Source organism: Streptomyces sp. NPDC088116 (assembly GCF_044741745.1).
Taxonomy (GTDB): Bacteria; Actinomycetota; Actinomycetes; order Streptomycetales; family Streptomycetaceae; genus Streptomyces.
Genome location: NZ_JBIUTF010000007.1, coordinates 170561 through 196731, shown reverse-complemented (window position 1 = coordinate 196731; position 26171 = coordinate 170561). Strand labels below are relative to the sequence as shown.

Sequence of the window (26171 nt, the reverse complement as noted above, 5' to 3'; positions counted from 1 at the left end):
TTCGCAACCGGTTTCCCACGTTGACCGTGCCCCAACAAGTGAGGAGCCGATTACCCTCAGCTTTCATGGCCGCCGATTCCGCCCTCACCACCGACCCTCCCGTGTACGTCATAGGGGGCGGCCCCGGAGGGCTGGCCGTCGCCGCCGTACTGCGCGAACAGGACGTACGCGTCATCGTGCTGGAGAAGTCCGATGCCGTCGGGGCCTCCTGGCGCCGCCACTACGACCGGCTGCGCCTGCACACCACCCGCCGCGGGTCCGCCCTGCCCGGCCTCGCGATGCCGCGGTCCTTCGGGCGCTGGACGGCCCGCGCCGATGTGGTGCGGTATCTGGAGAAGTACGCGGAGTTCCACAAGCTGGACGTCGTCACGGGCGTGGAGGTCACGCGCGTCGAGCGCGCCCCCGACGGCACCGGATGGCTGCTGCACGCCACCGGTGGGCGGAAGCTGACGGCCCGCGCGGTCGTCGTCGCCACCGGCTACAACCACACGCCACGGGTGCCGTCGTGGCCCGGCCTGGACTCGTACGGCGGCGAGTTGCTGCACGCGGGCGAGTACCGCGACCCCCGGCCCTACGCCGGCAAGGACGTCCTGGTCGTCGGCGCGGGCAACACGGGCGCGGAGATCGCCGTCGACCTCGTCGAGGGCGGCGCGGCGCGGGTGCGCCTCGCCGTCCGTACCGTCCCGCACATCGTGCGCCGTTCGACGGCGGGCTGGCCGGCGCAGTACACCGCCGTCCTGGTCCGCCGCCTGCCTGCCCGGCTGGTCGACCTGGCGGCCGCCGTGCTGTGCCGGATCGCGGTCCCCGACCTGTCGGCCAAGGGCCTCCCCCGCCCGGACACCGGCCTCTACTCCCGGGTCCGCGAGGGCGCGATCCCCGTGCAGGACGTGGGTCTGGTCGACGCGGTCCGCGGCGGCCTGGTCGAGCCGGTGGCGGCGGTCGATTCCTTCGAGGCCGACAAGGTCGTCCTGACGGACGGCTCACGGATCTCCCCCGACGTCGTCATCGCCGCGACCGGCTATGTCCGCGCGCTGGAGAGCCTGGTGGGCGACCTGGGCGTACTGGACGCCCGGGGCCGCCCGGTGGTCCACGGCGGCCGGTCCCCGAAACAGGCCCCGGGGCTGTACTTCACCGGCTTCACCAACCCGATCAGCGGGATGCTCCGCGAAATGGCCATCGACGCACGCCGGATAGCCAACCGGATACGGAAGACGACGACGGTGCGCTGAGGCCGCGCGGGGCCGGGGAGGCGCGAGGCTCGCACGCCTCGGTACGGGGCGCGCGTCCGGGTCCGGATCCGGGTCCGTAAGCCTCCTTACGCCCCCCACCTCCGCACCCGCACCCGGCCTCAGCCCCCCGCCGCCGCCTTCACCGCTCCCGTCGGCCGACGCCGGATCACCAGGGCCATCAGCGCCGCCGCCGCGCACAGCGCGCCCGACGCGTACCAGACCACGTCGTACGAGCCGAAGACGTCCCGCGCCAGGCCTCCGGCGAACGCGACGGCCGCCGCGCCGACCTGGTGGGAGGCGAGGACCCAGCCGAAGACGATCGCGCTGTCCTCGCCGTAGTGCTCGCGGCACAGGGCGATCGTCGGCGGGACCGTGGCGACCCAGTCCAGCCCGTAGAAGACGATGAAGAACAGCATCGGCGGCTGGACGGACGGCGCCAGGAGCATCGGCAGGAAGAGCAGGGAGACGCCGCGCAGCGCGTAGTAGACGGCCAGCAGGCGCCGCGCCTCGAAGCGGTCGGTGAACCAGCCCGAGGCGATCGTGCCGACCACGTCGAAGACACCGATCACCGCGAGCAGCGAGGCGGCGGCCGTGATCGGCATGCCGTGGTCGTGTGCGGCCGGTACGAAGTGGGTCTTGACCAGACCGTTCGTCGAGGCGCCACAGATCGCGAACGTCCCGGCCAGCAGCCAGAACGGTCCCGTACGGGCCGCCGACAGCAGCACCGAGACCGCCCGCCGCGCGGCCCCCGGCACCGGCGCGGGCTTGGGCACGAACTCCTCGGCGCCGTACGCCGACAGACCCACGTCCGCCGGGTGGTCCCGCAGCAGCAGCCAGACGAACGGGACCACCGCCAGCGCGGCGAGCGAGACCGTGATCGCGGCCGGGCGCCAGCCGTGGTTCTCCACCAGCCAGGACAGCAGCGGCAGGAACACCAGCTGCCCGGAGGCTCCGGCCGCGGTGAGGATGCCGGTGACCAGACCGCGCCGCGCCACGAACCAGCGGTTGGTCACGGTCGCGGCGAAGGCGAGCGCCATCGTGCCGCTCCCGAGGCCGACCAGGATGCCCCAGTAGAGGACCAGTTGCCAGGGTGCGGTCATCCATACCGTCAGCACCGATCCGGCCGATATGACCGTCAGCGCGACGGCGACGACCCGGCGGATGCCGAACCGGTCCATCAGCGCCGCGGCGAACGGCGCGGTCAGCCCGTACAGCGCCAGATTGACCGAGACGGCGAAGCCGATGGTGCCGCGTGACCAGTCGAACTCGTGGTAAAACTTTGGGGCACAGAGTGCGGTGAGCAGGAACAAGGGGGGCCAGACAAGTGGACGTCACCATCTACGTACGACTCAGCCTCGATCAGCACGGCGACGAGTTGGGCGTTCAGCGGCAGGAGGACGAGTGCTGGGCGTTCGCCGCAGCCCGTGGCTGGACCGTACGAGAGGTAATCGCGGACAACGACATCAGCGCCACCTCGGGCAAGGTGCGACCGGGGTTCGAGCGGCTGTTGGCGTCCAAGCCTGACGCGATCCTCTGTTGGCACACTGACCGGCTCGTACGAAGGACGGAAGACCTGTTGCGAGTGATCGCACTCGGGGTCAACGTCCACGCCATCCACGCCGGACACCTCGACCTGTCGACTCCGGCCGGCCGGGCCACGGCCAAGACGGTCACGGCTTGGGCGGAGTACGAGGGTGAGCAGAAGGCGCTACGGCAGAAGGCGTCGAACCTCCAGGCGGCGAAGAACGGCAAGCCACACAAGGCGGGCTTGCGAACGTTCGGATACGAAGACGACTACGTGACCGTGGTCGATGCCGAGGCGGAGGCGATCCGCAAGGGTGCCGAGATGGTTCTCCAAGGCGAGACCCTGGCGGCTGTCGCTCGCTTCTGGACCGGCCTCGGTCTGCTCGCTCCCCGCTCGTCGTCCGGCAAGGCGAAGGGTGAGGCAGATGGCGAGGCGAAGGGGTGGGGCGTGGGCGGTGTGAAGAAGGTGCTCATCTCCCCTCGGTACATCGCTCAGGTCACCTACCGGGGCGAGGTGATGGGCGCGGGCAAGTGGCCCGCGATTCTTGATGATGCGACGCACTACGCCCTCGTGTCGGCACTGACGAACCCCAAGCGTTTCACAGGCGGTGCGCGTACGGGCTCGGCCCCTCAGACCCTGCTTGCCGGACTGGCCACGTGTGAGCGTTGCGGGGATACCGTGCGAGGCGGCATGTACCGAGGGACCCCGGTCTACCGCTGCGGACAGAAGCACGTACGCGTGCCCCGGGAACTGGCCGACAAGCGAGCGGGTAACGCCGTCCTGGCGCGGATCGTCTTCCCCGACTTCCTTCCCTGGGTCCTCGCTTCTCGGCAGGAGCAGGGAGACGACTCAGCCCACCTTCATCAGGAAGCGCAGACCCTGCGGGAACGGCTCGACGGGTTGGCTGTGTCCTACGCCTCCGGGTCCATCACCCTGTCCCAGATGACGGCCGGTACCGAGGCGATCCGGTCCAGGCTCGACGAGATCGACGAGAGGCTGTCCGGTATCACTGGCCTGCCCCCGATCGACCCCGTGTCGGGCATCGCTGGCCTGATTCAGGACTGGCCGAACACCCCACTCCCCGTCCGTCGAGCGTGGGTCAAATTCGTCACCACGATCACGATGCACCCGAACGGCTTCAAGAAGGCGGCGAAGATGACCGTGGACGACTACATGACCGTGGAGTGGAACCACACCGCCGACGACGAACAAGACGCGTAGCCTGCCTCACTCTCGTCTCCGCAGGCCCCCCTTGGACCACACCGCCAGGAGGAACCAGTGTCATACCCGCAATTGCTCACCCCCGAGGAGAAACTCGCCGACGCGAAGAAGCTGTTGAGCCTCCCGCGTATCGTCGTGATCTGTGGCTCCACCCGCTTCATGACCGAGATGACCGAGGCCGATCTGCGGGAGACCAAAGCCGGAAAGATCGTCGTCAAACCGGGCTTCGACATGAAGGCGCCGCACGGGCTTTGGTCCGATCCCGCCGAGGCCGAGGCGCTGAAGGTCCGGCTCGGCGAGCTGCACCGGGCGAAGATCCGGCTCGCCGACGAGGTGCTCGTAGTCGGCGACCACATCGGAGACAGCACCCGAGCCGAAATCGCCTACGCCCGGTCGCTGGGCAAGCCCCTGCGGTTCACGCACCCCGAAGTCGACCCTGACGCCTGACCGCCCGCTGCCACCTCGACAACCAGGGCCGGCAGCCCGCCGCCCGACCGTCTCGCGGCGGCTTCGACCGACGCCCACTTCAAACCCTCCGCAGGCATCCCTTGGAATTGATCATCCAGAGGCCGGGGCTTCGTCATGCCGGAGTCATGCCGGATCAGAAAGGGGGCGGCTCTTGCCCCGCTTCTTGGAGCCGGTCGGTCAAGCGGTCGTAGTCGAAGTCCACCGGCAAGGGAGCTGCGTAGGCGTCGCCGAACCAGCGTCGACGCTGGTCCTCTTGCTTGACCTTGCCAAGATCCACAAAGGACGAGGTGGGGGCCGGAGGCCCTCCAAGAGACCCAGCCCCTTCGTCTTCCTGCTGAGGGCCGCTCACGCGGCCCACCTTCGTCGGCTGCTTGCGCTCTTCGTCTTCGCCCTGGCGGCCCCCTACGGGGGGCCGCTCTTCGCCTTCCGGCTTGCTCTTCGCCGCTGGCTCCTCGCTCTTACCGCCGTCGTTCTTGAAGGTATCTAGGTTGTATGGCTTCACAGCCATACCCGCCTGCTTCGGCAAAGTGAGTCGGTAGATCACTGGACCATCCGGCACCTTGCCGGTCTTCGTGAGCCAGCCAGCCTTACGGAGCCTGCCTACGATCTTGTTGACCGTCTGCTCTGGAGCCTTCCCGCCGTAGCCGAGTTCCCTGGCGATCGTGCCGTTCGACGGGCACACGTTCCCGCCCGTCTCGTAGTCCGCGTACAGCGCCATGGCGACGCCGACCAACTTCTCTGCGGGCTTCAAGTTCGAGCGCACCAGCGCACGACGCCATACGTGTTCCTGTATCGCGGGCTTCCCTTTTCCGAAGACTCACAAGGACCGCAAAATCTACAGGTCTCCAGAGACGAAAGCGCAGGTCATCGCGTGTGAGGCGCCTCTCAGACGGACCCCAGAACCGTGGCAGGATTTGAGCCGCCAAGACACGGCGGTCGAGCAAGGCCCTTCAGGGGGTCATGCCCCACCCCTTCGCCCTCGCCCTGCACGCCCGGCCGTGCGAGCCGCCACCCACCATGAACATGCGATCAACGTTGCAGTCCCTGACCTGCACTGTAAGTTTTTCCACGGAAACACTTACGTGATCACTGAAGGGGAGTCGTAAAGCTCGTTGCCTACATCCGCGTATCCGGGGCCGGACAGGTCTCGGACGGCTTCGGCCTGGACGTGCAGGAGAAGGCCGTCAAGGTGTGGGCCAAGACCCACGGTCACCGCATCGTTCACGTATCACGCGACGAGGGCGTGTCTGGTGCGACCGAAGCGCTTGACCGTCAGGGCCTGTCGGAAGCGCTGCTGCTCATCAGGGAGGGCGCGGCAGAGGGGTTGCTGATACCTCGGCTCGACCGGTTGGCCCGTGCGCTCACGGTGCAGGAAGCCACTCTTGCCGTGATCTGGCGTGACGGAGGGAAGGTCTTCACCGCCGATGGTGGGGAGGTCCACCAGGACGACCCTGACGACCCGATGCGCACGGCCATGCGGCAGGTCATCGGCGTGTTCGCCGAACTCGATCGGCGCATGGTGGTCAAGCGTCTCCGGGACAGGCGTGCGGCCAAGGCGGCATCCGGACGGAAGACTGTCGGTGCGTACGCCTACGGCTTCCACGGGGACGGAGAGGGGCGAGAGCGCGACGCTGCACCCAACCCCACGGAGCAGGCGGCACAGGCCCGCATACTCGAACTGAGGGCGGAGGGGATGAGCTACCGGGCCATCGGCACGCAGCTCGACACTGAGGGCCTGCCCCCGCGCAGAGCCGCGAAGTGGAGCGCCATGACGGTTCGCTCCGTCTGCCAGAAGGCTGGGGTGTCCTGAGACAGGCGCACAGCCTCGCGGTCAGGTCGCCAAGGCACGGACAAGCATCGTGCCCACAGCCTTGCCCTCTGGCGGGTCGATCAGAGACACGCGCACGTCAGAGAAGCCGTGCCCCGTCAGGATGCGCCCCCACTCATCCGGGGTGCGATCGTGCCGCAGTCCGGCTTTGCCGGACTGCGGCCCCTGGCTGCCCGGAGGCAAATGCGAGAAGGCCAGGATGCCGCCCGGCGCCATGCGCGAGCGGATCAGCGGGAGCAGGGTGTCGGGATCGACGAACCACACGGCACCGAAGATCGAGGCCACGACATCGAACGTCTCGTCTGTCTCGCTCAGGAATGTCGTCGCCTCCGCCGTCCGGAACTCAAGGCCCGGCAAGTGGCCCCAGCACTCCCGCGCGACCGTCTCGCGGGCGGGGGCGATGTCCACACCTCGCCCCGTCGCGCCAAGCGTCACGAGGTGCGCGAGGTTGCTACCGCTCCCCGATCCGAGTTCCAGCACCCGGCGTCCGGCCACGGGGCCCAGAACGCTCTCGTTCGGCCCGTGGTCGGCGTACTGACGTTCACGCGCCGCTTCCGTGAGGAGTCCGGGGTCAGCCCCGGGCAGTGGCTGGTGCTGCAACGGGTCGAACGGGCGCGGCAGTTGCTGGAGTCGACGGATCTGTCCGTCGAACAGGTGGCGCGGGACGCGGGGTTCGGTACGGCGCAGTCGATGCGCCCGCGTTTCCAGTCGGCGCTGGGCGTTTCACCGACGGCCTACCGGCGCACTTTTCGCGCCGGAACGAGTTGAGGCCCGACCGGCGGATCCCTCCGGACGCCGGGTGGCGGCACGAGGGCCGCCACCCGGCTCACCACGACATGCGGATCCGGGGAATCGCGCGTCACGCGGGACGCGGGATCGCGCACGACGACTCACAGCCGACCGGGTCGAAGCCGGCCGCGTCGTAGGCTGCCGAGTCGTACGCGGCCGGTTCATACGCGGCCGGTTCGTACGCGCCCGCCACGGCCCCCGGCGCGCTTCTGTCGACCTCGCACCAGATGCGCTTGCCCGCGCCCTCCGGCTGCCAGCCCCACCGGTCGGCGAGCCCGTCGACCAGCTCCAGCCCGCGGCCGTTGGTGTCGTCGCCCTCCGCGTGGCGCGGGCGGGGCGGGCAGGCGCTCGTGTCCGCGACCTCGACCCGTACGGTCCCGGCCTCGGCCACGCCCAGTCCGAAGAGCATCCGCAGCACGGCCGGACAACCGGTGTGCACCACCGCGTTGGTGACCAGCTCGGAAATGAGCAGGATCAGGGTCTCGGCGACCGGCTCGTCGTCCTCTATCCCGGACCCGGCGAGCCTGGACCGGGCCCACCTACGGGCTCGTCCCACCTCCGCGGGGTCGGGGCCGATCTCCAACTGAACCTGAAGCACCTGCACCGCTCACACCATCCGAACCGGCGGACACATCGCCTCGCGCCTCGACAGGGTCCTCGACAGGGTCACGGAACGTGAGTCCCTTGCGAGAGAGCATGGTTGACGTACAGTCACCGCAACAAGCGCTTCGGGCATATTCCAGCGCGAAGGAGTACGCGTGGTGCATACTGTGCGACGCGCGCTGCGGGGAGTCGAACACGGGCGCGCACGGCGCCCTCGTACCGCGCGAGCGGCGCACATTCGAGGTCCCGGCGCCGCCGTACCGGCAACACCACGAACATCGCGCCTCAGAACCTCTCGCACCCCACGGAGGCTACCGGAGGCATCGCGCGACTCCGGCCCGTGACGGACCGGTGTAAGGACACAACCCGGTATCGACCGTGGGCGGCGCGTCCGCCACACACGGTGACACAACAGAGCGCTGTGGCCAGAGCCTTTGGAAACACCGAGGCCAGAGCCCGGCCGCTCCGGCGACCGCGCGTCATCACACGCATGACGGGCGGGACCGGATCGTCGGATGGACGATCCGGTCCCGCCCGTGTATGCGACTTCGGCCGGGAGTGTGCTGAAGTTCTCGGCCGGGTCAGCGTGCGGGACGCCGGGAGCCCGGCACAGAGCTTCAGTGCGCTCCCAGGGATCCTAGGGATACGACTGTGGTGGTGCGACCGCGTCCGCGGCCGGGTCGGCGACCACGACCGCAACTGCGGCCGCCGTCGGTCCGATCAGGGTTCCGGGGTCACGTAGTACGCGGCGAAACTCGTCAGGATCTCCTGCTCGTGGATCCTGCCGTCGCCGTCCGCGTCCAACTCCGTGGCAGCCCGCGCCGCTTCTTCGGCCCCGACGCCCAGCACCCGCAGCGCGCGCTCGGCCGCCCCGGGGGTCACCCCCTCGCCGTCCTCGTCGGCGACGGCGATCGCGGCGTGCAGGAAGGGCCGCGCGATCTCCGCGAACCGCTGGGGGTTGTCGCGCAGCCACTTGACCGCGCCGGTGACGAACTCCTGTCGGCTGACCCGCTGGTCGCCGTCCACATCCGCGATCCCGGCCATGCCCTGCCAGAATGCCTCGGCCCCGTTGTAAAGCGCCTGTCCCTTGTCGGAACGGGCTGTCGTACTGAACTCGGCGAGAAGTGCCGCTGCCGCCCCGCTGAAGTCCTCGCGGTCGATATAGCCGCTGCCGTCCTGGTCAAAGGCTGCGAACCTGGAGGCGATCTTGCCTTCATACTCTGCGCTGTCCATGCCGGGAGCGTACGACGACGAGAGGCCGCCATGTGTTCCGTTACGCCGAGAGCGGTTGCGCTCCGTCGTCAACAGCCGTGCGTACGTCCGGAAAAACCTCGAACAGACGGCGGACCCCGAGCGCCGCCAGCACCCGGTTGACGTGCGAACCGTCCTCGGCGCCCCTGGCCGGCAGGATGAGGCGGAGGCGGCCCCGGCAGGAGTGCATCAGCCGGCGGGAGGCGATCAGCACGCCGACCCCGCTGGAATCGCAGAAGAACACCTGGGACAGGTCGAGAACCACTTCATGACGGCCGTCCGCGACGGCGTCATGGACCCGCTGCCGGACTTCGGGCGAGGTCATGAGGTCCAGTTCACCTGTGATGTGCAGCACGGTCCACGGGCCCTGCTCGGACTCGTCCACCTTGAGCGTCACTCGCTGGACCTTTCGTCGGGCTGATCCGGAAGAGGCCGATGAAGCGGCCGATCCGGAAGTCGTCCTTCCTCATCTGGCCGCCTGCCCCACTGTCCCCCCACGAAACTAATCGAGCGACGAGCGCGATGGCAGAGGGCGTCGAGAGCCGGTGAGGCCGCCGCAGTGCGGACGTCGAGGCCCCTTACCCTGCCGGACGGCTCCCAGGGGCGCACTTGCGGCAAAGGGGCGTGCGTTGTCACAGCCGCCGACTACATTCGAAGGAACGGTGGGCTTCGACATGATGGCAGGCGGGACGGACGGGCAGACGGAGACCGGAACAGGGCCGGAACAGGGCTGGGGGTCAGATGGCGAAGGACACACCACCCCGCTGGGACCGCAGGATGCAACAGCGGCTGGCGCGGGGCGAGGCAGCCGCGCTCGGTGAGCTGTACGACCGGTTCGCGTCGCTGGTGCACAGCCTCGCCCACCGCGTGCTGGACGACGACGACGCGGCGGACCGGGTCACCCGCGAGGTGTTCGGCCATCTCTGGGAGAACCCGGACATGTACGACCCCAAGCAGGGCTCCATGAGGTCCTGGGTGGCGAAAGTCACACGCGAACTGGCCGTGCGACGGCTCCGGCAGACGGAGGCCCAGGCGTACGAGGCGAGCGGCGAGGACTCGGCGGAGAAGGCCGAGGAACTGGAGCAGAAGATACGCAGGGCCTCGACAGCCGCCCGCGCCGACTACATAGTGCGGTCGATGCCGGCACCTCTGTGGAACGCGCTGGAGTTGGCCTACTTCCAGCGCCGGGACTACCGCCAGACCGCCGCGGATCTCGGCGTCACGGAGGACGAGGCGCGCCGCCGTCTGCGGCTGGGCCTGCAACTCCTCTCCACCGCCAACACCCAAGCGCTGGACGGCTCCTCGCCGCCGGGAAACGGACGCCCCCGGTGACCGGCCCCTTGGACGGCGGCGGCTCCGACGAGAGCCACGGTCCGGAGGACTTCCCCGCGTTCCCGCGCATACCGGGACCGAGGTCGGCGCCGGACGATCTGACCGCCGCCGCACTGAAGCCGGATTCGGCGCAGGGGACGGGTCCGGCGACAGCGGAGACAACGGAGACAACGGAGACAGAACCGGAAGCCGAGCAGGATGACTCCGAGTCCGACCCGGAGCCGGAACCCGAGCCAGAATCGGAACGTGAGCCAGAACCCGAACCGGAGATTCCGGCAGCCGAATCCCCCGAGACCTCCGGGTCTCCCGGGGCCGCCGAAGCCTCGGTGCCCGCCGTGGGCTCCGAGGCTCCCGGAAACTCCGGGAGTCCCGATGCCGCCGGGAGTTCAGACGTTGCCGGGAGTCCCGATGCCGCCGGGAGTTCCGACGTTGCCGGGAGTTCCGACGTTGCCGGGAGTTCCGACGTTGCCGAGGCGGACGACACCGTGCTGACGCACAAGGTACTCACGTCACTTCTGGGTGCCTGGGCGCTCTCCGCGTGTTCGGCCGAGGAGACCGGGCTCGTCGAGGAACACCTCACCGAGTGCGCTCCCTGCGCCGACGAGGCGCTCCGGCTGCGCGACGCCGTCGGGCTGCTGCATGCCGAGCGGACCCTGGACCTCGATCCGATGCTGCGCGCCCGCGTGCTGGAGAACTGCCTCGGCCGCCGGGCCGCCCGCGTCCCCGTGCCCGACTGGGCCGCTCCGTACGACGCCGAGGCCGCGCGCCTCGACGCGCTGCTGCGGGACATCGGCGACGCGGAGTGGCACGCGCCCGTACGGCTCAGGTGGTTCGAGGACGAGCGGGCCACCGCCCGTAAGACGACCGTCGCCGGGGTCATCGGCCATCTGATGTCCGTCGACGGCCTGGTCGCCGGCGCCCTCGGCCTCGACGACCCGCTGGGCCCGGCCGCCCCGGCCGACCCCACCGGCCGTACGGAGAGCTTCTGGCAGTCCGCGTCGCCGCCGCCCACCCGCACCATCCACGAGCCCTGGCGTGAACAGAGTCACACCCTCATCCGCACGGTGTCCTTCGCCGGCCGGGGCGTCGCCGAACTCTCGGTGTCGTACGGGGACTACTTCGCCCTGCCCCTGCGTGACGCGCTGCTCGACCGCGCCTTCGAGTGCTGGGTGCACGGCGCGGACATCGCGGAGGCGGTGGACTATCCGTACGAGCCGCCCTGCGGCGCCCATCTGCACCGGATGATCGACCTGGCGGCCCGGCTGCTCCCGTCGGCGCTGGCCACCCGTCGCCGGGGTGGTCTCGCCGGTCCGGCGAAGGACCTGGTGACGGCGGGCTCACCCGGCCGCTCGCTGCATCTGGAGGTCGAGGGGCCGGGTGGCGGCGACTGGTTCATCGCGTTGGACTCCCCGGCGGCCATAGGCTGCCGCGAGCGCTCCGTGGCCCAGGTGGCGCTCGACGGGGTGGAGTTCTGCCAGCTGGTGGCCGGTCATGTCTCCCCGGAGGAAGCGGCGGCCGGACAGGACGGGGACCGCGAGGCGATCCGGGACGTCCTGTACGCGGCGGCCGCGATGAGCCGCCTCTGACGTATCCCGTCGCGGGCCGGACGGGACTCGCGCAACGCGTCCTGGCCCTGTCCTAGGGCCTCTCGTTTGGGTCTTGCCGGGCTCGCGTGCCCCGGCACCGCGCCTCGCCGCGTTGTCGTCACTCCACGACTCCCCCACTGCCTCAAGGGCGTGGGAGGTGCCCCCGCCGCGTCGCCTCACTCCTCCGCCTTGCGATCCACGGCACCAGACCCCGCTCCCTGATCCGGCCTGATCCAAACGAAAGACCCTAGGCGAAGACCACCGTGCGATGTCCGTTGAGCAGGATCCGGTGCTCCGCGTGCCACTTCACCGCGCGTGCCAGCGCCTGGCACTCCACGTCCCGGCCCACCGCCACCAGCTGCTCCGGCGTGACCTGGTGGCCGACGCGCTCGACCTCCTGCTCGATGATCGGGCCCTCGTCGAGATCCGCCGTCACATAGTGCGCCGTCGCCCCGATCAGCTTCACGCCCCGCGCGTGCGCCTGGTGGTACGGCTTCGCGCCCTTGAAGCTCGGCAGGAAGGAGTGGTGGATGTTGATGATCCGGCCGTTCAGCTGCTTGCACAGGTCGTCGGAGATCACCTGCATGTAGCGGGCCAGCACCACCAGCTCCACCCGCTCCGCCCGGACCAGCTCCAGCAGCTCCGCCTCAGCGGCCGCCTTGGTGTCCCTGGTCACCGGGATGTGGTGGAAGGGGATGTCGTACGACGCGGCCAGCTCGGCGTGGTCCGTGTGGTTCGAGACGACCGCCACGATGTCCACCGGCAGCGCGCCGATACCGGCCCGGAACAGCAGATCGTTCAGGCAGTGGCCGAACTTGCTGACCAGCAGCACGATCCGCATCCGCTCCTCCGCGCGGTGGATCGCCCAGTCCATCCGGAAGGAGTCGCCGATGGCGGTGAAGCTCGCCCGCAGCTTCTCCACGCTCACCGGGGCGTCCGCCGAGAAGTGCACCCGCATGAAGAAGAGACCCGTGTCGTGGTCCCCGAACTGCTGGCTGTCCTCGATGTTGCAGCCGGTCATGAAGAGATAACTCGACACGGCGTGCACGATCCCCTGCTTGTCCGGGCAGGACAGCGTCAGAACGTACTGGTCGGAACGGCGGCCGGAAGAGGCGGCGGGCGGCGGGGTCGGCTGCGGGGCGGTGCTCATGACCCGAAAGGATTCCACATCCCCGGGGCGGGACGCTCCGACGAGATCCCGTCACGGACGGGGTGGGGACCGGACGAGATCCCCGTCACGCCGTACGCGTCATGATCCGCAGCGCGTCCAGCGACGTCGGCACCACGTCCGGGTCGTCCCCGTCGCTCACCGCCAGCCGTATGTGCGCCTCACGGGCCGCGCGGACCGCCTCCGGCCAGCCATGATGCTCCAGATAGGCGGACACCGGTGCGTCCGCCCCGACCTGATGCATGATGCGCAGCACCCGCAGCACGGCGAGATCGACGAGCGAGGCCTCCGTCGAGTCGCGGAATATCGTGCCGACGTACTTGTCGGCGGACCAGTTGTCGAGCCAGGTGTCCTCGACCAGCCGGTACACGGCGTCGGTCACGTCGCCGTACCCCTCGCGGCCGGCCAGCCAGTACTCCTGGTGGAAGACGGGATCGGAAAGCATGTGCAGCGCCGAACGCACATTGCTGCGCCAGCGCCACCACGGCATGTCATTGAGCGGCATGCCGCCCATGGTGGGGGAGCGACGGCCACGACGGGAAGTGTTCTCGGAACCTTGCTGCACAGTCCTGACTTTACGGTCCGTACGGACGCGTCCCCCGCAGGCCCCCTCGGACCCCCTCCGGCTCCTCCCGGCCCCCGTAATTCACCTCCGCGTCACCGAACGTCGACGCACACTCGCTCCCGCGTTACCCGGAGAGCGGAAGCCTGCGTACCTATGACCGGTTGGCGACGCTTCTCCTCCATCCGCCCCTTCGAGGCGCGTACGGCGCGTACGGCACGTACCCTCTGCACCGCGGTGGCCGGGGCTTCGCTCCTCGCCGGCTGCGGAGTCCTCCCCGGCATCCCGGGAGGCTCCAAGGAACCCGTCACCGTGATGACCTGGGCGCCGGTGGACAGCAACGCCACGAACCGGCCCGGCATGCCCGCCATGGCCAAGGCGTACGCCCGCTGGGCCAACGCGTCCGGCGGGATCAGCGGGCACCGACTGCGCGTCCTCACCTGCAACGAGCGCAACAGCGGCGCCGGCGCCGCCGACTGCGCGCGCCGCGCGGTCAAGGAGAAGGCCGTCGCGGTCGTCGGCTCGTACAGCCAGCACGGCCGTGAGTTCATGGCGCCGCTGGAGGCCGCGTCGATCCCGTACCTGGGCGGATACGGCATCACCGAGGAGGAGTTCAACAGCTACCTCTCCTACCCCGTCAACGGCGGCCAGGCCACGCTCCTGGCGGGCAACGGCCGGCAGCTGGCGCGCAACTGCGGCAGGACCGCGATGGTCCGGCCCGACACGATCACCGGTGACGACTTCCCCGACCTGCTCGACTCCGGCCTGGCCCAGGGCCGCCGAGGACCGGCCGCGGACATCCGCGCGGCGGAGAACGCCTCCGACTACACCCGCCCGGCCACGCGAGCCCGCGAACAGGCCCAGGACGGCGGCTGCGTCACGGCGGTGCTCGGCGACCGCACGGAGACCTTCTTCGACTCCTACCGGCGGCTCCCCGACGACGGCCGGGACATCCGGGTCTCCTCGGTGCTCGGCAACATCGGCCAGGCGCTGGTGAACCGTACGGGCGGCAGGAGCGGCCCGTTCGAGGGGACGTACCTCACCGGCTGGTACCCGGTGGCGAGCGATCCGGCCTGGAAGCCGATGCTGAAGGTGATCGACACCTACGCCTTCGGGGACAACGACATCGACGCGACCGACCCGGGAACGCAGACGACCTGGATCGCGTACACGGCCCTCAGGGCGGTCATCGGCGCGATCGGCGACGACGAGATCACGCCGGGGAAGATCACGGACACGCTGGACCGGGGCGTACGGGTCGACACCGGGGGTCTGACGCCGCCGCTGCGGTGGCGGTACGAGGACATGCCGGGGGTACCGGGGTTTCCGCGGGTCGTGAACGGGGACGTCACGTTTCAGGTGGTGCGGGAGGGGCGGCTGGTGGCGGAGAAGAAGGGGTTCGTGGACGTGGGCCACACGCTGAGCTGAACGCCGTCCGTCCGGCGGGCGCGTGAGCGCTGAGAGGGCTGAAAGCGCTGAGGTTACGGGTCCGCTGTCCGGCGAGCATGCCGACGTACGGGGTACGGGTGCGGGTCCCGGTGGCGGGTGCGGGTTCGCTGTCCGGGGGCCCGCACCCGCACTGTCTACAGCTGCGTCGGCGTCCGCGAGGTCAGGCCGTACTTCGTCGCGAGTGCGTTCCACAGCCCCGACGCCTTCTGCTTCGCCGCCGTGGCCTCGCCACTCGCCTTGTTCCCCTGCTGCGCCTGCGGTGTCGCGCGTGCGTGTCCGCCCTTGCAGACCTTCTTGTTCTTGGCCTGCCCGGCCCACTGCGCGTAGTGGTCGTCCGCCGAGGCCGACGCCTGCCACGCCGTCGTGAGCGAGGACGTCAACTCGCCGTTGTCGGGAAGCTTGTCCAGGGTCAGGCCCTTCAGCCGGGTCACCAGGTCCCTGCGCTGTTCGGCCGCGCCGTGCAGGTCCGTGGCCGCTTGGTCCAGGTTCTTGCAGGACTTGATGTTCTCGACGGCGCGGATCACCGCCGCGCGGCTGTTGTTGCTGTCCGCGAGCAGCTTGTCCAGTGATTCGGCCTGCGGCTTCGCCGGATCGACCTCCGCCTGGGTGGACGGCTTCGCCGTGGCCGAACTCTCCGACGCCACGGTCTTGCTGTCGTCCGACGCGTTGTCGCCGCCGCTCATCAGCGCGCCCGCGCCCAGGCCGAGGACCGCGCAGCCGATGACGACGGCCGCGATGAGCGGGATCTTCGACGACGGGCGGCGGTTGCCGGAGCGGCCCCGGGGCTCGTGCGGGGTCCGGCCCGGCTGGGGCTGGTCGTACGCGGGGGGCTGCTGCGATCCGTAGGGCACCGCGGCGGGCTGCGCCCGGCCGTGACCGTTCGACGCGGAGGCCGCGCCGAACTGCGGCGGTCGCTGCGACGCGCCCGCACCCGCGCCCTGACCGGCGCCGTCCGTACGGAAGAGGTTGTCGAACTCCGCGGGCGGCGGGCGGTCGCCGGGGGCGCCCGGCCTGACGCCGTACGAGGCGGCGCCTGGCGCGGCCTGGGGCGGCTGCGCGGCCACGGGCGGGAGGTACTGCGTGGCCTCCGATCCCGAGTCCTGCGGGGGCAGCGGGACCGACGCGGTCGCCTGGGCCGGCGGCTGCTGCGGCAGGTACTGCGTGGCCTCCGAGGAACTCTCCGGCGGCAGCATGCCGGGGCCGGGGTTCTGCGGGACCGGCGCGATGAACTGGGTGGCGTCCGAGTCCGCCGTGGTGGGCACGGGCGGCAGGAACTGCGTGGCGTCCTCGATGCCCTGCATGGGCGCCTCGGCGGGCAGCGGCATCGGCATCGACTGCGCGGGCGCCGGGGCGGGCGGGAACTGCCGGCCGTGAGACGGCTGCTGCGCCTGCGGGAGGGGCTGGCCCTGCGGTATCTGCTGGCTCTGCGGCATCTGCTGCCCCTGCGGGAGCGGCTGCCCCTGGGGTATCTGCTGGGGTATCTGCTGACTCTGCGGGAGCGGCTGGCCCTGCGCCTGCGGCTGCCCCTGCGTGAACCGCTGGTCCTGTGCGAACTGCTGGTCCTGTGCGAACTGCTGGTCCCGCGGGTACTGCTGGTCCTGTGCGTACTGCTGGTCCTGCGCGTACTGCCGGCCCGGCACGAACTGCTGATCCTGCGGATACTGCTGCCCCGAGGGCAGCGGCTGCCCCTGCGGGTACTCCTGACCCTGCGGGTACTGCTGACTCGGCGGGTACTGCTGCCCCGGCGGGTACTGCTGCCCCGGCGGGAGCGCCTGACCGTACGACGGCTGCTGCGCCTGCGGAGACTGCTGGTCCTGCGGAAACGACTGCTGCCCCTGAGGCGGTTGCTGCCCCTGGGGCAGCGGCGGAAGCGGCTGGCCCTGCGCCGACTGGAGCGGAGCACCGTACGAGGCGGCTTCGGGCTGTCCGTACGGCTGGGCGCCCGGCTGAGAGCCGTACGGCTGCGGCGCGGCGCCGGGGGCGGGTCCGTACCCGGGCTGCTCCTGGTGGCCGCTCTGCGGGCCCCAGGGCTGCCCCCAGGGCTGACCGCCCGTCGGCACGGGCTGAGGCTGGTCCTGGTCCTGGTCCGGGGTCGAGCCGGGGATCCAGGGCCCGCTGCCGTCGCTGGGCAGCACAATGCCTTCATGCGCGTGCCGAGCGGCGGGGTGCTGCGGCTCATCCCCTTGTCCGCTGTGCGTCACCGGGACTCCTACGTCTGGAACGTGTGGACTAACCGAATCATCGGCTCACGCTACCGGGTGAATCGCGGCCTCGGCCACGCATGTCGATCCGGTAACGACTCGACCCCTCACGACGCCGTTATAAGGAGTCGAATTCGCCCACACCGTCCAGCACTTGATCAAAATCACACCGTCAGCACGACCTCCTCACAGACACCGCACGCCGGAGTGCGCCCCCCGACGCCCTCCCGACCTTCACGCCGCCTGGATCTCCAGCCGCGCACCGAACTCGCGCACCGCGGGCTCGTTGCCGTACGGCTCCAGGCGCTGCTGGAGATCGTCCAGATACTCCGCCCCCCGGCTGGACCGCAGCGTGCCCAGCAGTTCCACCGCGCGCGTGCCGGTGTGGCAGGCCTGCTCCACCTCCCGTTGCTGGACCTGGGCCGTGGCCAGCAGGACCATGCCGATCGCCCGCCGCCGGGCCCGGGACTCCGGGTGACCCTCCAGCGATTCCGCGGCGTACCGGCCCGCCTCTTCCGGCCGGCCCAGATCGCGGTAGCAGTGCGCCAGTTCGTCGGCGAGGTAGGCGTGATCGAAATGCGCGATCCACTCGGGATCGCCGTCGGGGTCGTCGCCCGCGTGCTCCAGCGCGGTGATCGCCCGCTTCGCGACCTCGTCGCAGGTCCGGGAGTCGCCCATCAGCGCGTGCCCCCGGGCCTCGGCCGCGAGGAACATGGCCTGCGCGCGCGGCGGCACATGCCCGCGCGCCCCTTCCTGCGCCGCCCGCGCCAACTGCGCGATCTCGCGCGGGTTTCCGAGCTGGGCCGCGAGATGGCTCATGGACGCGGCCAGCACATAACCGCCGTAACCGCGGTCCCCCGCCGCCTGTGCCAGCCGCAGCGCCTGGATGTAGTAGCGCTGGGCGAGGCCCGGCTGGCCCGTGTCGACCGCCATGTAGCCGGCCAGCTCGGTCAGCCGGGACACGGCGGCGAAGAGCCCGCGGCCGACCGATTCGCGGTACGAACCGGAGAGCAGGCCCGACACCACGCTGTTCAGGTAGTGCACAACGACCGGCCGGACATGGCCGCTGCCGAAGCGGTGGTCCAGCTCGATGAGCGCCCGGGTCATGGCCCGTACGGCGTCGACGTCCGAATCCCCCACCCGCGCGCCGGTGTTGCGCGCGACGGCCGAGTCGGCGCCCGTGATCAGCCAGTCCCTGCTGGGCTCGACGAGAGCCGAGGACGCCACGGCCGAGCCGGAGAGGAAGTCGCGGCGCCCCACATCGCTGCGCCATAACTCACAGACCTGCTCGATCGCGCCGAGGACGGTCGGCGAGAACTGGAGCCCGACGCCCGACGCCAGGTTCTTGCCGTTGGCCATACCGATCTCGTCGATCGTGACCGTACGGCCCAGCTTCCGGCCCAGCGCCTCGGCGATGATCCCCGGGGCGCGGCCACGCGGCTGCTGACCTCGCAGCCAGCGCGCGACCGATGTCTTGTCGTAGCGCAGATCCAACCCGCGCTCCGCTCCCACCATGTTGACTCGCCGGGCGAGCCCGGCGTTGGAGCACCCGGCTTCCTGGATGAGCGCCTGTAGCCGTTCGTTCGGCTGGCGCGCGACGAGAGGCCTGGCTGCCAATGGATACCCCCTGTGACCGCAGTGATCAACTCAGTGATCACTGCCCGGCACATGTGCGAAGAATGCACATGTTCGGCGATAACGGAAATATTCGAGGTATTGCATGAACCTTCGGGAAACACGACCAGGTTCGGCCGTGTGCTGCCCATATGTTGTCGGACCCCCGAGGGTGGCTACCCCCTTACCGCTCCACCCCTTCCCGCGCGCCCCCGTACATGCATCCATGCGCCCCGTATGCAGGATCGATGCTCCTCGGCGCGTCGCCGTGCGCCCGTAACCCGTGGTGGTAGCGGCAGTTGTGTGTTCCGTGGAAGAGACCATCGGAGTCGAAGAGACCAGCGGAGCCCTGGGCGCCGGACAGCTCGCCCGGCAGCCCACCCGGGAGATTCCCCGGCAGCGGGGCGATCAACTGCTGGACAGCGCGGTGCGGTACGCGGAGGAGCGGCACTGGGACGTGTTCCCCGGCACCTGGCTGGAGGTGGTGGGCAGCGGGGAGAAGTGCTCCTGCGACCGCCTCGACTGCGCCGCACCGGGGGCGCACGCGGCCGGGCCCGACTGGGCGGCTCAGGCGACGGGCAGCGCCGTCGAGGCGCGGGCGCTGTGGTCGAAGCGGCCCACGGCATCGGTCCTGTTGCCGACCGGGCGCACTTTCGACGCGCTGGACGTACCGGAGTCGGCGGGCTGTCTGGCGCTGGCCCGGATGGAGCGGACGAAGGTGACGCTCGGCCCGGTGACCTGCACTCCGGACCGGCGGATGCTGTTCTTCGTCCTGCCCGGCGCCGCGCTCAAGACGGACGCTCTCGTACGGGGTCTGGGCTGGGCGCCGGGCGCGCTCGACCTGGTCGCGCGGGGCGAGGGGCACTATGTGGCGGCTCCGCCGACCCGGGTCGGCGGCCGGGGCGCGGTGCAGTGGGCGCGCCGTCCCACGGTCGCCAACCGCTGGCTGCCGGATGTGGAAGAGCTGATCCGTCCGTTGACGTACGCGTGCGGACAGCAGGCCGCGACGGAGCGGGCGCGGCATACGTAGGGTGGACGGAACATCCGCACGGGACACCGAGAGGCAGCGCGCCATGCCGGACCAGGCACGAGACCAGGCACGGGACCAGGCGCCGGCCGGTGCCCCGGAAGCGGAACCGGCCGGGGAGGCCGGGACGGGTGGAGCGCGGACCGCGCCGCCCGCCGTGCGCGTCGAGGGACTGTGGAAACGCTTCGGCGGGCAGATCGCTGTGTCGGGAATCGATCTCGAGCTGCCGGCCGGCCGGTTCGTCGGCCTGGTCGGGCCGAACGGCGCCGGAAAGACGACCACCCTGTCCATGGTGACCGGCCTGCTCCGGCCCGACCAGGGGCGGGTGCTGGTCGCCGGACACGACGTATGGCGCGACCCCGTCGAGGTCAAGGCACGGATCGGCGTCCTGCCGGAAGGGCTGCGGCTCTTCGAGCGGCTCTCCGGCCGGGAACTCCTCGGCTACACCGGACGGTTGCGCGGACTGCCCGGCGCCGAGGTCGACAAACGGGCCACCCAGCTCCTGGACGTACTGGACCTGGCGGGCGCCCAGCACAAACTCGTCGTGGACTACTCGACCGGCATGCGGAAGAAGATCGGCCTGGCCGCCGCACTGCTCCACAACCCCGAAGTGCTCTTCCTGGACGAGCCGTTCGAGGGTGTCGACCCGGTCTCGGCGCAGACCATCAGGGGCGTCCTGGAGCGCATCACGGCCTCGGGCGCGACCGTGGTCTTCTCCAGCCATGTGATGGAGCTGGTCGAGTCGTTGTGCGACTGGGTCGCGGTGATGGTGGCGGGCCGGATCCGCGCGCAGGGCACGCTCGCCGAGGTACGGGGTGACGCGCCGTCCCTCCAGAGCTCCTTCCTGGAACTGGTCGGCGCGCGAGGGCTCGAGAACGGCGAGTCCCTCGACTGGCTGGGCGGTGCCCGGTGAATCCCGGACCGGATACGGCGGTTCCGGGGCCGGGCACGGCGGCCGAGGTCCTGGGAGCGCCGCCGGACGCCCCGGCGGCTCCGCTCCCCGGCACCGTCTCGCTCACGCCCGTCTTCGTACGGCTGAAGCTCTCCCTCCTGCGCAACGGGCTGCGGCAGTCGTCCGGCCGGGCGGTCGCGTACGTGGCGTCCGCGGCCCTCGCGCTGCTCGTGGCGGCGGCGCAGCTGTTCGGTCTGGTCGTGCTGCGCGGGAACGCGCACGCCGGCACGCTGGCGGTGCTGCTGACCGCCGTACTGGCCCTGGGCTGGGCGGTGATGCCGCTGTTCTTCCCCAGCGGCGACGAGACGCTGGACCCGACACGGCTGGTGATGCTGCCGCTGCGGCCACGCCCGTTGACCGGCGCGCTGCTCGCCGCGTCGCTGGTGGGCGTCGGGCCGCTGTTCACGTTCTGTCTGGTGGTCGGCTCGGCGGTGGCGACGGCGCACGGCGCGGCGGCCGTGGCCGTCTCGGTCGTCGCCGTACCGCTGATGGTGCTGACGTGCGTGACGCTGGCGCGGGCGGTCGCGACGGCCAACATCCGGCTGCTGACCTCGCGCAAGGGCCGCGATCTGGCGGTGCTGAGCGGTCTGGTGGTCGCGGTGGGCGCCCAGGTCGTCAACTTCGGCGCGCAGCGGCTCGGTGACGCGGGCGGCCTCTCGGCGCTGGCCCCGGTGGCCCGGGTCGTACGGTGGCTGCCGCCGGCGTCGGCGATCGGCGCGGTCGACTCGGCGAGCCAGGGCGCGTACGGGCGGGCCGTGGCGCAACTGCTGCTGACAGCGCTCGCGGCGGCGGCACTGCTGTACGGGTGGCGGCGCTCGCTGGTGAGACTGATGACGGCCCCGGACGGCTCGACGCTCGCGGCGGTGGAGCCGTCCCGCAAGGAGTCACGGCCCGGACGGTCGGAGCTCCCGGGACCGTCGCGGCTGCCGTGGCCGTCACGGCTGTTGCCCGAGGGGCGTACGGGCCCGGTGATGCGGCGCAGTCTGCGGTACGTGTGGCGGGACCCGAAGACGAAGGCGGCCTGGGTGACGTCGCTGGCCATCGGCATGATCGTGCCGCTGTTCAACGCGCTCCAGGGCACGGGCACCATCTACTTCGCGTGCTTCGCGTCCGGGATGCTCGGCATCCAGATGTACAACCAGTTCGGCCAGGACACCTCCGCGTTCTGGATGGTGGCGATGACGATCACCTCGTCCCGGGACGCCTACCTCGAACTGCGGGCACGGGCACTGGCGCTGCTGCTGATCACGCTGCCGTACGCGACGCTGGTCACCGTGGCGACGGCGGCCCTGCTGGGCGACTGGCGCACGCTGCCGGAAGCGCTCGGCCTGTCCTTCGCGCTGCTCGGCGCGATGCTGGCGACGGGCGCGGTGGCCTCGGCCCGCTTCCCGTACTCGATACCGCAGGGCAGCGGATACAAGAACGTGGCCCCGGGCCAGGCCTCTCTCGCCTGGATCTCCATCTTCGGCGGCATGCTGGGCGCGGCCCTGCTGTGCGCGCCGGTGATCGCGCTGACGGTCTGGCTCCACCTCTCGGGCGCGGACGACCGGACCTGGATCCTGCTCCCGCTGGGCACGGTGTACGGCGCGCTCGTCGCGGCCGGGGGCCTGCGCCTGGCAGCCCCTCAGACGGCGACGCGCCTGCCGGAGATCCTGACGGCGGTCAGCAAGGGCTGACGGGCTGTCGGGGCCGTCGAGTGAAGGGCCGTCGGGGAAGGGCCGTCGGGTGAAGGACTGCCGGTCGAGGGCCTGTCGATGCGGGGCCGCCGGATGAGGGCCGCTGCGGGCCGAAGCGGGTGAGGGCCGCTGCGGGCCGAAGGAGGACCGTAGTCCCGGGACCGACCCGCAGCCGTCGGTCCCTCACGGAGTCAGGACACCGTCCAGGAACGGCTCTATCGCCGTCCTCAGGGCTTCCGGCCGGTCGTAGTGGACCAGGTGCCCCGCGTCCGTCACCTCCGCGTACTGCCCTCGCGGGAGCACCCTGACCATCTCCTGGGCCTCCGCGCGGCCCAGCTCGCCGTCCAGCCCCCGGACCACCAGGGTGGGGCACTGGACCTGGGCCAGCTCCTCCCAGTGCGCGTCGTAGACCCAGGTCGCCCGCGACGTCAGCATCTGACGGCGCGAGAAGACGGGCCGCCAGCCGTCCGCGCGCTCCGCCATGACCTCGGCGAAGAACTCGCCGCGCACGGGGGTGGGGCGCTCCACCCAGGGATCGTCCTCGCCGAACCATTTCCGTACATCGGCGAGCGACGCGAACGGGACGGGCCAGGTGCGGAACCAGTCCTCCCACTCCCGCTGGGACGCCGCGCCCAGGGCCGAGGCGCGCATGTCGCAGATGATCAGGGCCCGGACCAGATCGGGGCGCCGCGCGGCGAGCTGCCAGGCGGTGAGCGCGCCCATGGAGTGGCCGATGAGCGTCACGGGCGCCAGCCCGAGCTGTTCGATCGTGGTCTCCGCGTCGGACACGTACGACTCGCGCGTGAACGGCCCCTCCGGGGGCTTGTCACTGCGGCCGTGGCCCCGCTGGTCGAGCGCGATCGCGCGATGCCGCTCGGAGAGCCAGCGCGCCGTGGCGGCCCAGTGCGAGGCGCGGCCCATCAGCCCATGGAGCAGCAGCACGCCGGAGGCCCGCTCGGCCTCCCCCGCCTCCCCGGTCTCCTCCGGCCGCCCCCGCCGCTCGGGCGGATCGGCAAACTCCCAGGCGGCGAGGCGTACGCCGTCCGCCCCGGTCACATCGATGCGTTGCCCCATGTGTCCGGCACCCCCTTCGGTCCTGAGTGGTCGATCGGATTCCGCAGTGGCCTGGTTCCGGTTCGCCCGGCCACGCCAGACTATCGAACCCCCGTTCGATAATGTGTTTCCGGCCTACAACTCCGCTCGTTCGAGTGACCGTGCCCAAGGATTGCCGGGCGCGGCCAGGGGGAGATCTTCTCCGGGAGGCGGGCCGCTCGGGGATGACGGTCCGTAGGGATTGACCCTGGGAGCTCGGGGCTCCGGGTCAGTACGGGGGAGGACGGGCTCCGGTGCCGGAAGGCGCCGGGGCCCTCCCCGCTCCCGGGACCTTTCCCGCTCAGGGCGTACCGGCCGGGTGCCGGGGCATACCGGCCGCGCGTCGGGCGCGACAGCTGGAGCGCACACCGGCACAGGCGCACAACCCTGCTCCCTCCCCGACCGGCGGGACCGGGCCCCCGGCCGACACCCTCAGGTCATATGCCTCGGCGACAGCCTTGCATGTGATCCATCCCACCGCTGCTGTTACGGCCGGAAATAGTTCCCCCGGGCCAGGAGCGCGTGAGCCGGGGGGACCTACGAGGTGCGGGGGCGCCGGGGCTCTCCCCGGCGCCCCCGCGCCCTTGGATCAACCGTGCCTCAGCGCTTGGCCACGAAGACGTGCGACGCGACCTCGGACTGGAGCTCAGCCGCCTCGCCACTGCTCCCGACCAGCACCCCGCCGGGAGACTCCGTCACGCTCACCACGGACCCGGGCTGCACGCCCGCGCGCCGCAGCGTGTACATCAGCTGGGCGTCGGTCTGGATCGGCTCGCCGATCCGCCGGACCACCACGGTCTTGCCCTCGGTGCCCGGATCCAGCTCGGCCAGGCTCACCATCCCCGCGTCGAGGAACGGGTCGGCCTCCGCCTTCTCCCCCAGCTCCTCCAGACCCGGGATCGGGTTTCCGTACGGCGACTCCGTGGGGTGGCGCAGCAGCTCGAGGACGCGCCGCTCCACCGCCTCGCTCATCACGTGCTCCCAGCGGCACGCCTCCGCGTGCACCTGCTCCCACTCCAGGCCGATCACATCGACCAGGAGGCACTCGGCGAGCCGGTGCTTGCGCATCACACGCGTCGCCAGTCGGCGCCCTTCCTCCGTCAGCTCCAGATGCCGGTCGCCCGCGACCTGGACCAGGCCGTCCCGCTCCATCCGGGCCACGGTCTGGCTGACCGTCGGACCGCTCTGGTCCAGCCGTTCCGCGATCCGGGCGCGCATCGGGACCACACCTTCCTCTTCGAGTTCGAGGATGGTGCGGAGATACATCTCCGTCGTGTCGATCAGTCCGGACATTCGTGCCCCTCGATAAATCGTGCGCTGGCCCTGACTCAATTCTGACGCATACCAGTGACAACCGTGCCGTGCCGGAGCCGGTCGAAGCGACGGGGCCGGGGAAGCGGCCGGGCGACGGTATTGACAGAGCAATGGTCCGGACCTCAACGTGATCCGCGGCACGGACATTCCCCACCCGCCCGCCGCCCGCTCGCCACGCCGCGCACCACCCCCGGATCTCCCTCTCTCCCTGGAAGGGCCCTCCTCGATGAGCGAGAGCAAGCTGGCCGGTCAGTTCTTCGACGCCGCGATCGGCCTGCTCCAGCGCGTACGCGACGAGGCGGCCGCGGACGTGGCGGCGGCCGGTACGGCGGTCGCCGACACCGTCGCCGCCGGCGGCAGGCTCTTCGCCTTCGGCGCCGGGCACTCCTCGCTGGCCGCCCAGGACGTCGTCTACCGGGCCGGCGGGTTCGCCGTGATGAACCTGCTCTCCGTGCCCGGGGCGGTGGGCGTCGACGTCATGCCGGCCCCGCTCGGCTCCGCGCTGGAACGGATCGACGGGCTGGCGAGCGCCGTGCTCGACTCCAGTCCCGCCGCCGCGGGGGACATCCTGGTGATCATCTCGCTCTCCGGACGCAACGCGCTGCCCGTCGAGATGGCGATGCACGCCCGGGAGCTGGGCCTGAAGGTCATCGGCGTGACGTCGGTGGCGTACGCGACGCGGACCGGGTCCCGCCACCGCACCGGGACGTATCTGAAGGACCACTGCGACATCGTGCTCGACAGCGGGATCGCGGTCGGGGACGCGGAGTTGACGGCCGACGGCATCGAGGCCCCGTTCGCGCCCGCCTCGACGGTCGTCACCAGTGCCCTGATGCAGGCGATGATGGCCGCCGCCGCGGGCGAGCTGGCCGAGCGCGGCATCGAGCCCCCGTTGCTGCGGTCGGGCAATGTCGACGGCGGGCCCGAGTGGAACCGCCGGGTGATGACCGAGAACGGCGACCGGATCTTCTACCGCCACCGCTGAGGGCGCGAGTACCGCCGCATTCGTGAGTACCGCCCGATCGCCGAGAGCGCGAGCCGTCGCGGGCTCGGCTCGGGTCCAGCCCTCGGGGGCGGTTTCGCATCCGGCCCCGCCCCGAACCGGGACCGGTTTCGCGTTCGGTGTCGCGTTCGGTTCCGGCTCGCCCCGATCTTCAGGTTCGGACCAGCACCGGAACTCGACCTGATAAGTAAGGCCGAGGTAAAGGGTTTTTATTTCAATCGCGTTAACTGACGTAACGGGCCGCACACGAGGCGACTGTCGGTGACCGGAACCTCAGGGGC

The 26171-nt window shown here is 70.8% G+C and carries 23 protein-coding genes and 1 pseudogene; 12 read left to right on the top strand and 12 right to left on the bottom strand.

Features of this window, described 5'->3' with window-relative positions; all coding sequences use genetic code 11:
* Window positions 1–65 precede the first annotated feature (65 nt).
* Complete coding sequence (locus ACIOJD_RS27155; protein ID WP_401918283.1) at window positions 66–1229, top strand: flavin-containing monooxygenase; 1164 nt, start codon at window positions 66–68, stop codon at window positions 1227–1229.
* A 119-nt stretch (window positions 1230–1348) separates the two neighbouring features.
* Here ACIOJD_RS27155 and ACIOJD_RS27150 read toward each other — a convergent pair whose 3' ends face one another.
* Window positions 1349–2539 (bottom strand): MFS transporter, encoded by a 1191-nt coding sequence (locus tag ACIOJD_RS27150; protein WP_401918281.1) that lies wholly within the window; start codon window positions 2537–2539, stop codon window positions 1349–1351.
* A gap of 14 nt (window positions 2540–2553) precedes the next feature.
* On the opposite strand from ACIOJD_RS27150, the gene ACIOJD_RS27145 reads away from it, so the two are divergent.
* Window positions 2554–3975, top strand: coding sequence for a recombinase family protein (locus ACIOJD_RS27145; protein ID WP_401918280.1), 1422 nt, complete (start codon window positions 2554–2556; stop codon window positions 3973–3975).
* Between the two features lie 57 nt (window positions 3976–4032).
* Window positions 4033–4422 carry a hypothetical protein gene (locus ACIOJD_RS27140; protein ID WP_401918278.1) on the top strand — a complete coding sequence of 130 codons (390 nt, stop codon included), beginning with the start codon at window positions 4033–4035 and terminating at the stop codon, window positions 4420–4422.
* A gap of 154 nt (window positions 4423–4576) precedes the next feature.
* Here ACIOJD_RS27140 and ACIOJD_RS27135 read toward each other — a convergent pair whose 3' ends face one another.
* On the bottom strand, window positions 4577–5194 hold the full coding sequence (locus ACIOJD_RS27135) for a helix-turn-helix domain-containing protein (RefSeq protein ID WP_401918277.1): 618 nt from the start codon (window positions 5192–5194) through the stop codon (window positions 4577–4579).
* Between the two features lie 369 nt (window positions 5195–5563).
* On the opposite strand from ACIOJD_RS27135, the gene ACIOJD_RS27130 reads away from it, so the two are divergent.
* Window positions 5564–6253: a recombinase family protein gene (locus ACIOJD_RS27130; RefSeq protein WP_401918848.1), complete on the top strand. Its 690-nt coding sequence runs from the start codon at window positions 5564–5566 to the stop codon at window positions 6251–6253.
* A gap of 21 nt (window positions 6254–6274) precedes the next feature.
* Here ACIOJD_RS27130 and ACIOJD_RS27125 read toward each other — a convergent pair whose 3' ends face one another.
* Window positions 6275–6766 (bottom strand): class I SAM-dependent methyltransferase, encoded by a 492-nt coding sequence (locus ACIOJD_RS27125; RefSeq protein ID WP_401918275.1) that lies wholly within the window; start codon window positions 6764–6766, stop codon window positions 6275–6277.
* Window positions 6767–6802: 36 nt separating this feature from the next.
* Between ACIOJD_RS27125 and ACIOJD_RS27120 the strand changes: the two are divergent.
* Window positions 6803–7039 (top strand): annotated as a pseudogene (locus ACIOJD_RS27120) (helix-turn-helix domain-containing protein); the annotation flags it as partial.
* A 91-nt stretch (window positions 7040–7130) separates the two neighbouring features.
* On the opposite strand, the gene ACIOJD_RS27115 reads toward ACIOJD_RS27120, so the two are convergent.
* The 3 genes from ACIOJD_RS27115 to ACIOJD_RS27105 all read right to left on the bottom strand — a co-directional run bounded on the left by ACIOJD_RS27115 (window position 7131) and on the right by ACIOJD_RS27105 (window position 9311).
* Window positions 7131–7664, bottom strand: coding sequence for an ATP-binding protein (locus ACIOJD_RS27115; RefSeq protein WP_401918273.1), 534 nt, complete (start codon window positions 7662–7664; stop codon window positions 7131–7133).
* Between the two features lie 719 nt (window positions 7665–8383).
* Entirely contained in the window at window positions 8384–8896 is a 513-nt protein-coding gene (locus tag ACIOJD_RS27110; protein ID WP_401918271.1) for an EF-hand domain-containing protein, read from the bottom strand.
* Window positions 8897–8936: 40 nt separating this feature from the next.
* Complete coding sequence (locus tag ACIOJD_RS27105; RefSeq protein WP_401918270.1) at window positions 8937–9311, bottom strand: STAS domain-containing protein; 375 nt, start codon at window positions 9309–9311, stop codon at window positions 8937–8939.
* Window positions 9312–9655: 344 nt separating this feature from the next.
* On the opposite strand from ACIOJD_RS27105, the gene ACIOJD_RS27100 reads away from it, so the two are divergent.
* Both ACIOJD_RS27100 and ACIOJD_RS27095 read left to right on the top strand, forming a co-directional pair.
* Window positions 9656–10246, top strand: a complete 591-nt coding sequence (locus ACIOJD_RS27100; RefSeq protein ID WP_401918268.1) for an RNA polymerase sigma factor — start codon at window positions 9656–9658, stop codon at window positions 10244–10246.
* A gap of 8 nt (window positions 10247–10254) precedes the next feature.
* Window positions 10255–11832: a maleylpyruvate isomerase N-terminal domain-containing protein gene (locus ACIOJD_RS27095; RefSeq protein ID WP_401918846.1), complete on the top strand. Its 1578-nt coding sequence runs from the start codon at window positions 10255–10257 to the stop codon at window positions 11830–11832.
* Window positions 11833–12079: 247 nt separating this feature from the next.
* On the opposite strand, the gene purU is transcribed toward ACIOJD_RS27095, so the two are convergent.
* Both purU and ACIOJD_RS27085 read right to left on the bottom strand, forming a co-directional pair.
* Window positions 12080–12982 (bottom strand): formyltetrahydrofolate deformylase, encoded by a 903-nt coding sequence (gene purU / locus ACIOJD_RS27090; RefSeq protein ID WP_401918267.1) that lies wholly within the window; start codon window positions 12980–12982, stop codon window positions 12080–12082.
* Window positions 12983–13067: 85 nt separating this feature from the next.
* A complete protein-coding gene (locus ACIOJD_RS27085; RefSeq protein WP_401918844.1) occupies window positions 13068–13514 on the bottom strand; it encodes a hypothetical protein in 447 nt (148 codons plus the stop codon).
* Window positions 13515–13718: 204 nt separating this feature from the next.
* Here ACIOJD_RS27085 and ACIOJD_RS27080 point away from each other — a divergent pair, with 204 nt between their 5' ends.
* Entirely contained in the window at window positions 13719–14990 is a 1272-nt protein-coding gene (locus tag ACIOJD_RS27080; protein WP_401918265.1) for an ABC transporter substrate-binding protein, read from the top strand.
* 155 nt (window positions 14991–15145) lie between these two features.
* Here the strand turns inward: ACIOJD_RS27080 and ACIOJD_RS27075 are convergent, their stop codons facing one another.
* Complete coding sequence (locus tag ACIOJD_RS27075) at window positions 15146–17212, bottom strand: hypothetical protein (RefSeq protein ID WP_401918263.1); 2067 nt, start codon at window positions 17210–17212, stop codon at window positions 15146–15148.
* Window positions 17213–17446: 234 nt separating this feature from the next.
* Window positions 17447–18829 (bottom strand): transcriptional regulator, encoded by a 1383-nt coding sequence (locus ACIOJD_RS27070; RefSeq protein ID WP_401918261.1) that lies wholly within the window; start codon window positions 18827–18829, stop codon window positions 17447–17449.
* Window positions 18830–19136: 307 nt separating this feature from the next.
* On the opposite strand from ACIOJD_RS27070, the gene ACIOJD_RS27065 reads away from it, so the two are divergent.
* Genes ACIOJD_RS27065 through ACIOJD_RS27055 form a run of 3 tightly spaced genes read left to right on the top strand, consistent with a single transcriptional unit; the run spans window position 19137 to window position 22481 of the window.
* A complete protein-coding gene (locus ACIOJD_RS27065; protein ID WP_401918259.1) occupies window positions 19137–19856 on the top strand; it encodes a bifunctional DNA primase/polymerase in 720 nt (239 codons plus the stop codon).
* Window positions 19857–19899: 43 nt separating this feature from the next.
* On the top strand, window positions 19900–20766 hold the full coding sequence (locus ACIOJD_RS27060; protein WP_401918842.1) for an ABC transporter ATP-binding protein: 867 nt from the start codon (window positions 19900–19902) through the stop codon (window positions 20764–20766).
* Window positions 20767–20816: 50 nt separating this feature from the next.
* Window positions 20817–22481: a transporter gene (locus ACIOJD_RS27055; protein ID WP_401918840.1), complete on the top strand. Its 1665-nt coding sequence runs from the start codon at window positions 20817–20819 to the stop codon at window positions 22479–22481.
* Between the two features lie 183 nt (window positions 22482–22664).
* On the opposite strand, the gene ACIOJD_RS27050 is transcribed toward ACIOJD_RS27055, so the two are convergent.
* The gene (locus ACIOJD_RS27050) at window positions 22665–23555 is read right to left on the bottom strand and encodes an alpha/beta fold hydrolase (RefSeq protein WP_401918257.1); all 891 of its coding nucleotides are present in this window, start codon (window positions 23553–23555) and stop codon (window positions 22665–22667) included.
* 618 nt (window positions 23556–24173) lie between these two features.
* Entirely contained in the window at window positions 24174–24866 is a 693-nt protein-coding gene (locus ACIOJD_RS27045; protein ID WP_401918256.1) for a metal-dependent transcriptional regulator, read from the bottom strand.
* A 247-nt stretch (window positions 24867–25113) separates the two neighbouring features.
* On the opposite strand from ACIOJD_RS27045, the gene ACIOJD_RS27040 reads away from it, so the two are divergent.
* Entirely contained in the window at window positions 25114–25872 is a 759-nt protein-coding gene (locus ACIOJD_RS27040; RefSeq protein ID WP_401918254.1) for an SIS domain-containing protein, read from the top strand.
* Window positions 25873–26171: the final 299 nt, after the last annotated feature.